Annotated in this window: 4 protein-coding genes and 5 pseudogenes; 4 read left to right on the top strand and 5 right to left on the bottom strand. The window is 67.3% G+C overall.

Features of this window, described 5'->3' with window-relative positions; all coding sequences use genetic code 11:
* Nucleotides 1-127: 127 nt before the first annotated feature.
* Nucleotides 128-620: pseudogene (locus ACZ67Q_RS38315) on the top strand (IS5 family transposase); the annotation flags it as partial.
* A 38-nt stretch (nt 621-658) separates the two neighbouring features.
* Here ACZ67Q_RS38315 and ACZ67Q_RS38310 read toward each other — a convergent pair.
* From ACZ67Q_RS38310 to ACZ67Q_RS38295, 4 genes and pseudogenes are all read right to left on the bottom strand, one after another.
* A complete protein-coding gene (locus ACZ67Q_RS38310; RefSeq protein WP_471191901.1) occupies nt 659-1,132 on the bottom strand; it encodes a nuclear transport factor 2 family protein in 474 nt (157 codons plus the stop codon).
* Between the two features lie 51 nt (nt 1,133-1,183).
* Nucleotides 1,184-1,384 (bottom strand): annotated as a pseudogene (locus ACZ67Q_RS38305) (transposase); the annotation flags it as partial.
* A gap of 37 nt (nt 1,385-1,421) precedes the next feature.
* The gene (locus ACZ67Q_RS38300; RefSeq protein ID WP_471191898.1) at nt 1,422-1,961 is read right to left on the bottom strand and encodes a phosphoribosyltransferase family protein; all 540 of its coding nucleotides are present in this window, start codon (nt 1,959-1,961) and stop codon (nt 1,422-1,424) included.
* Nucleotides 1,962-2,173: 212 nt separating this feature from the next.
* A pseudogene (locus ACZ67Q_RS38295) lies at nt 2,174-2,941 on the bottom strand (IS5 family transposase).
* A 135-nt stretch (nt 2,942-3,076) separates the two neighbouring features.
* Here ACZ67Q_RS38295 and ACZ67Q_RS38290 point away from each other — a divergent pair.
* The 3 genes and pseudogenes from ACZ67Q_RS38290 (at nt 3,077) to ACZ67Q_RS38280 (ending at nt 6,459) form a co-directional block, all read left to right on the top strand.
* Nucleotides 3,077-4,009 (top strand): methylenetetrahydrofolate reductase, encoded by a 933-nt coding sequence (locus ACZ67Q_RS38290; RefSeq protein WP_471191895.1) that lies wholly within the window; start codon nt 3,077-3,079, stop codon nt 4,007-4,009.
* Nucleotides 4,010-4,954: 945 nt separating this feature from the next.
* Nucleotides 4,955-5,812 (top strand): annotated as a pseudogene (locus ACZ67Q_RS38285) (IS701 family transposase); the annotation flags it as partial.
* A 236-nt stretch (nt 5,813-6,048) separates the two neighbouring features.
* Nucleotides 6,049-6,459: a hypothetical protein gene (locus ACZ67Q_RS38280; protein ID WP_471191892.1), complete on the top strand. Its 411-nt coding sequence runs from the start codon at nt 6,049-6,051 to the stop codon at nt 6,457-6,459.
* Nucleotides 6,460-6,473: 14 nt separating this feature from the next.
* Here the strand turns inward: ACZ67Q_RS38280 and ACZ67Q_RS38275 are convergent.
* Nucleotides 6,474-6,590: pseudogene (locus tag ACZ67Q_RS38275) on the bottom strand (IS5/IS1182 family transposase); the annotation flags it as partial.
* Nucleotides 6,591-6,813: the final 223 nt, after the last annotated feature.

The following is a 6,813-nucleotide window of genomic DNA, read 5'->3' as shown; positions in this document are numbered from 1 at the left end:
GAGCCGCTCGCCGAGGGGGAGACGGTGCAGCCGGTACGGCGCAGCCAGGACCAACGCTGGGCAGCCAACCTCGCCGCGGCCCGCCAGTACCACGCACGCGAAGGGGGCAGCCGACCGAGCCGAACCCGCTGATCACGCCCTCGGGCGTTCCCGCGGTGGGCTGAGCACGAAGGTTCATCTGGCCGCCGACGGCCGGGCACGACCTCTGGCCTTCACCCTTACCGCAGGCCAGGCCGGTGACGCACCCGCCTTCGAGACGGTGATGTCCGGCATCCGCGCGCCCCGCAGCGGCCCGGGCAGGCCACGAACCCGGCCCCTCGCCGTCCTGGCCGACCGTGCGTATTCTTCACGCGCCATCCGTACCCACCTGCGGCGTCGGGGCATCCGCGCTGTCATTCCACAGCCGTCCGACCAGGTTGGCCACCGCCTGCGGCGAGGCAGACTCGGAGGCCGTCCGCCAGGCTTCGACAGCGAGGCATACAAGCAGCGGAACACTGTCGAGCGGTGCATCAACCACCTCAAGCAGTGGCGCGGCCTGGCCACACGAACCGACAAGCTCGCGATCGCCTACCAGGCTGCCCTGCACCTCGCGGGGCATCCTCATCTGGGCCCGACGCTGACCATGGAGACAGAGCCTAGTCCTCCCCTCAGGGGAGGACTACTGCTCTGCGGCGGCCTGGCGCAGATGACGACTCACATCGCCGACGAGGTTGATGCGGACCCGTCGCTCTACGAAGCGCCACTGACCGTCACGGCGCTCGAAACGGTCGTGGTATCGACCGCCGGCGATGGGTTGCAGCGGTAGATCGGGCAGCGCCTGCAACACGGTGACGTATGAACGGGAGACCGCCGTGTTCGCCTGTTCGTCCACCTCGATGGCAACATTGGTCGTGACATGCTGGGTTCGCGGCGTGCCGTCGGCGTAGACGATCAGAGTGTCGCGGAACATCCTCTCGATCGCGTCGTGCCCTGTGACTGGTTCGCCGCTGCCTATGAAGGTGGCGTCAGCAAGAAGCACGCCGAGCCCTGCGAAATCGCCGTTGTCTACGAGCTCGGCGTATCGTGCGATCAGGTTCTCGATAGCCCGGTAGCTCGGCATGAGGCCGGCGGGCCTGGGGGCGGATGTGGACATGGTCTCCTCCTAGCGAGACGGGCGATCTTCAGCGCGCACGGCGAACCTACTGATCAGGCGCTTGTGAGCAGTCTGGAACGGACCGAGCACGTCCGGCAGGTCTCGCCACGGCGAGCTGGTGCGGTACTTCCACGCGATGGCCTCCAGTGTGCGGCGGTGGTCAGCCCACCGCCGCCCGCGAACGGGATCGGCCGGCATCAGTGGCGCGATCCTGTCCCACATCGCATCAGTGATCACTACTCGGACAGACACATCCAGTCAACCGAGCAACCAGCCGGGCGGACACGTGTCAGGACTGCCCATCCCAAGCCGGAAGTTCGGTGGCGGTGACAATGCTGCGGACGCCCAGGTTCGCCCGCCGGGCCGGGGCTGTCTGGTCAACGATGACGGAGCAGCCGACCCACTGCCCGCCGCATTCCTCGGCCATCGACCGCACAGCTGACGCCTGGCTACCCGTCTCGATCCAGTCATCGACCAGCAGCACCCGGTCCCCGGGGCCCACCGCCGTCCGCTGCAGACGCAGCTCCTGGCGCGTACCCCGGTAGTCGGGGTCGCTGCACCTGGTGACCTTCTTCCCGGGAAAGATGCCCTCGCCCTTGCGTACCGCGACGAAGCCGACGCCGAGCTCGACGGCCACTGCCGCGCCCAGCAGGAAGCCCCGCGACTCAATGCCGCAGACGGCCGTGACGCCGTCTTCCCGGAACGGCCCGGCCAGTCCACGGACTACCGCAGCAAGAGCTTCGGGGTCACGAAAGACCTGCCAGACGTCGGCGTGGCCGCCGATCCAACGGAAGCGTTCAAGGACCAGACCGCGCGCGTGAGACATCATGATCGTGAGTCTGCGGACGAATCGGCAGCCCAGGCAACCGGATTCTCCGCTCGGGGGATGCAGACGGGCAGGCGGCACTCCACCTTCGCCGTGATCCTCATCTGGGCCCGACGCTGACCAAGGAGACAGAACCTAGGCACGCGTCGCCGAGGAAACACCTGGTCCGCCAGCACACAGCGCCCCACCCGCCAGGCGCCTTCTAACACGGTGTCCTACATGGTCAGTTTGAGGAAGTGCTTGTAGGAGCAGATGGCGGCTGCGAGGCCGAGGAAAGCCAGGTAGTTGCGCGGGGGGCGCTCGTAGCGGGGTGACAGGCGGCGGTAGCCAGTCAGCCGCGAGATCGTGCGCTCGATCACCCGGCGGCGGCCCAATCGTTCGCTGGACTCGATGCCTTTGCGGGCGATCCGCACTCCGATGCGTTTGCCACGTAACCATTTCCGCAGGTCGGCGCGGTCGTAGGCCTTATCCGCGTGGAGGCGCTGGGGGCTTGAAGTAGCGGCCGCGGTGGGGGTTGTGTCTCGTTTGGTGACCCTCGATCATGGGTTTGAGCCCTTCGCTGTCGTGGGTGTTGCCGGCCGAGACGCCGACGAGGAGGGGCAGTCCGTTCGCGTCCGACAGGACGTGCATCTTGGAACACGGCTTGCCCCGGTCCACGGGGCTCGGACCTGTGTGTTCGCCCTTTTTTAGCCCGGACGTGGGCGGTGTCCAGGACGACGCGGGTGACGTCGACGAGGCCGGCGTCGTCGAGCCGGTGCAGCACGGCTTCGTGCAGCCGCCCCCGAGACGCCGGCTCTCGACCAGATCAGGAACCGGCGGTGCGCGGTCGACTTCGATATGCCGAAGCAAGGCGGCAGTTGACGCCAGGCACAGCCGCTGACCAGCACGTAGATGACGGCGGCGAACAGCGTCTCATCAGGCGTGTCCTGCGTTCCGCCGCCCTGCGGCCGCACCTTCGACGGAGGGATCAGCGGCTTGGCGATCTCTCACAGCCCGTCCGGAACAATCCAACTCCGCGTACCCCGCCCCATACCGAGGTCAACGACCGCCTCACCACGTAGGACACGGTCTAAGGCCGGGTGCGGTTCCCGCCGTGGGTGGGATGACATCATGCACGAATGGCTTCCCCCGAGACCGTGACAGCCGCCGAGCTCATGGACCGCACCCGTGACGGCGTCCTGCTCTTCGGCCTGACCCCGCCACGGCAGACCACCACCCCCGAGCAGGCCGACGCCGTCGCCGCCGCGGCCCTGACCCGGCTCCGGTCGGTGCAGGTCGACGGGCTCATCCTCTACGACGTGGACGCCGAGGCCGACCGGACCGAGGCCCCGCGACCGTTCCCGTTCATGCCGATGATGGACCCGGCCCACTTCCTCGACGGCCACCTCGCCGACTGGGCCGGCCCGGTGATCGTCTACCGCGCCGTGGGCAAGTACACCGGCGACCAGCTGGACCGCTGGTGGTCGCAAGCCGACCGCGAACGGGTGCTGACCGTCTTGGTCGGCGCGGCCTCCCGGCACCAGGTGGTCCGGACGAGCCTTCCCGAGGCCTACCGCCGGCATGCCAGGTTCTCCCTCCCGCCGCGGATGGGCGGCGTGGTCATCGCCGAACGGCACGCAGCCTCGGGGACGGAGCACGCACGCATGCTGCGTAAGCAGGACGCCGGCTGCGAGTTCTTCGTCTCCCAGGTCTGCTACAACCTGGACCACACCCGCAACCTGCTCTCCGACTACACCCACATATGCCGCGACCAGGGCCTGGACCCGAAGCCGGTAGTGCTGACCCTGGCCCCGTGCGGGTCGGTGAAGACCCTGGAGTTCATGACCTGGCTCGGCATCGAGGTCCCGCGATGGCTCCAGGCCGAGATCACCCGCGGCGACCCCCTCGCCGCGTCGTACGAGCAGTGCCTCCTCAACGCCCGGGCCCTGATCGCGTACTGCCGCCGCCTCGGCCTGCCTTTCGGGATCAACGTCGAGAGCCTGACCAACCGCAAACTGGAGATCGACGCCTCCATCGACCTCGTCCGGGAAATACGCGATCTGCTGGGCTGAATCATCGTCAGGTCGGCAAGCCGTCGCCGCCGTTCACGCCATCGAGATCGCCTGGGGCTCAGGATGAGAAACGCTCACTGAGTGTGACTCACCCATCAGGCCATTTTCTCAGCAAGTACCTGCCACGTCGTACGCCTTGGCCCCTGTGGTGTCAGACATTGCGTTTCCTCTCTGTCAACGGAACTGAAGGTTCGAGAGACGGTGGTCAGAAGGCGCGCAGCCGAGGCGGGGCGGACTGGGACGACGACATGCGCTGGTGCACGGATCAGACCGTTTGAAGCGTCGGTGGCGAGACCGCCTCCAAGTCGAAGAGCTGCTCGATCTCGTCACGGATCGGCCTCTACTCGCCGTTCCCGCGGCCGTGACTTCACTGTCGCCAGCCAGGACCGTCGCCGGGAACGACAGCGAGCATCTGTTCTGCGCGGATCCGGTGCACGGTGCACACGCCGGCCCGCGCCGCTCGACACCGCCAACCGCACCATCCACCTCGGCCAACGGCCGCATCCGGTACCCATGGAGCCGGTCAACTGGTCGACGTTTCAGCGTTGTCTGGCCCACCGCGCGGACCAGCGGACCGACAACCCCCACGTGAGAGCCACCCGGTCCCCAGACCGGCCTGCCCCCGCACATCGCCCAGGTCATCGCCGGGCACCAGGACAGCAACGTCACCCTCGGCTACAAGGCGCTCTATCCCGGCGAGGCCGTCCAAGCTCGTCTGGTCGACGAGCCATGAGGCCAACCGATGAACACCGCGTCCCGACCAACGAGGAGTGGAGCGAATTCCTGGGCCGCTTCGAGCGGCGCAAGGTCTCCATCGGCACCTGCGGCGTTCGTTCAGTGCCCCTCGCATCCACAAGCACGCCTCCGTCCGCTGCCCGATGCTCTGGCCTAGTACTGCAAAGGTGCTTGCCGTGACTGATGGCCAGGCCGGTCGTTGGTGTGGTTGTGGGTGGGGACCTTGCTGATGTCAGGCTGTGGGCGCGTGAACTGGACGCGGTGCATGGGCGGTTCGTGCACCGTTTCAACAGATCGGAGCCGCGGGGAGTCGGTACTTGCTTATATGCGGGGGCTGATCGCTCCGCTGCAGCGGAAGAACGGCTGGACACTGGCGGAGGAAGCCGGCCACGCGGGCCCGGACCGCATCCACCGGATGCTGAACCGGATCGAGTGGGACGCCGACGAGGTGCTCGCCGACGTGCGCCAGTACGTCGTCGACAACCTCGGCGACCCAGGCGCCGTCCTGGTCGTGGATGACACGGGCTTTTTGAAGAAGGGGACACGGTCGGCCGGGGTGCAGCGGCAGTACTCCGGCACCGCCGGACGCACGGAGAACTGCCAGGTCGGCGTCTTCCTCGCCTATGCCACCGACCGCGGGCGGACCCTGATCGACCGGCGTCTTCATCTGCCCGCCTCCTGGACCGACGACCGCGAGAGGTGCCGCCGGGCCGGCATCGGCGACGAGGTCGCCTTCGAGACCAAAGTGGCGATGGCCAAGGCGATGGTCCGCCGCGCTATCACGGACAAGATCCCGTTTCGCTGGGTGACCGCCGATGCCGCCTACGGCTTCTCCAAGGGCTGGCGATCCGAACTGGAGCGGGCGGACGTCTTCCACGTCATGGCCACCACCCGCCACGACACCGTGGTCACCCGCTGGGCGATCGACCATCCCGTCCACGACCTTTTCAACGGCCTGCCACGGCAGAAGTGGAGGCGTCGTTCCTGCGGCGACGGGGCTCACGGCCTGCGGATTGCGACTGGGCTCGCGTCGAGGTGCGGCCCTGGCACCGGCCCGACCGCCGCCACTGAGTGATCGCCCGCCTCACCAACCGCCGGCCCACACCCCTCGAACACATCCTCCACTGGTCGACCTGGCGCCGGCGACGACAACACCAGGCCCGCACCAGCCACTACAAACGACGCGGACACAGCCCCGGACCTGGCCATCCATCACGACAAACACCGTTGCAGTAATAGGGCCTGTCGTCAAAATGTGATCAGCTCTCGGTCCCTCTCTGACGGGTCACGGTCATCATGGGTTGATGAGTAGATACACAGAGGTCATCGTCCTGGCGCGAAGGGCTGAAGAGGTCATGGAACCTCTGACTCGCCCCGACGAGGGCCGGGACTGGCACCAGTGCTTCACGCGTGTGGACGACGGCATGTTCGATGGGTCGCGCATGCCGTCCGAGGAGTGTTACGTGTGGGTCATCCAGTTCATCCGCCACAACTGGCGTGGGTTGCTGAGCCATCTGGAGTCTCTGGCGTGGCCGGATCCGCACTCCGTTCAAGTCCTCGTTCGCGACGAGGACGACGACTGCTTCGGCCTGTGGATGATCTATGACGGCAAACTGGTCGAGGTATCGCTGCCGCGCACCGAACGAGAACCCTTCTCAGCGTCCGTGACCGGAGTCCTTTCTCGGACTGACCGTCGCGCCGGAGAGCCTCTCTAAGGGTCTTCAACATGTCACGCCCACATCAGAAGTGACGCGAGGGTGACGGCTGCTTGGTAGGACTCAGCGGTCTTGTCATAGCGAGTGGCGATCCCTCGCCACTGCTTCAAGCGATTGAAGCACCGTTCCACCGCGGCATCGGAAACCTCCTGGGCCGCGTGGTGCCGACAGCCGTCGCCTGCGCACTGGAGCTGTTCACCAACACTGAACGTCACCGCTTCACGGAAGTGGGGGGGGGGGCGCGCCGCCCGGGGGGGGGGGGGGGGGGGCGGGCGGGCGCGGGGGGGGGGGGGGGGGGGGTGGGGGGGGGGGGGGGGGGTTTGAGGAGAAACAAAAAAAAAAGGGAGGAGGCGG

This window comes from Streptomyces sp. NPDC036813 (genome assembly GCF_055609245.1).
This window is presented reverse-complemented; position numbering and strand designations above follow the sequence as displayed.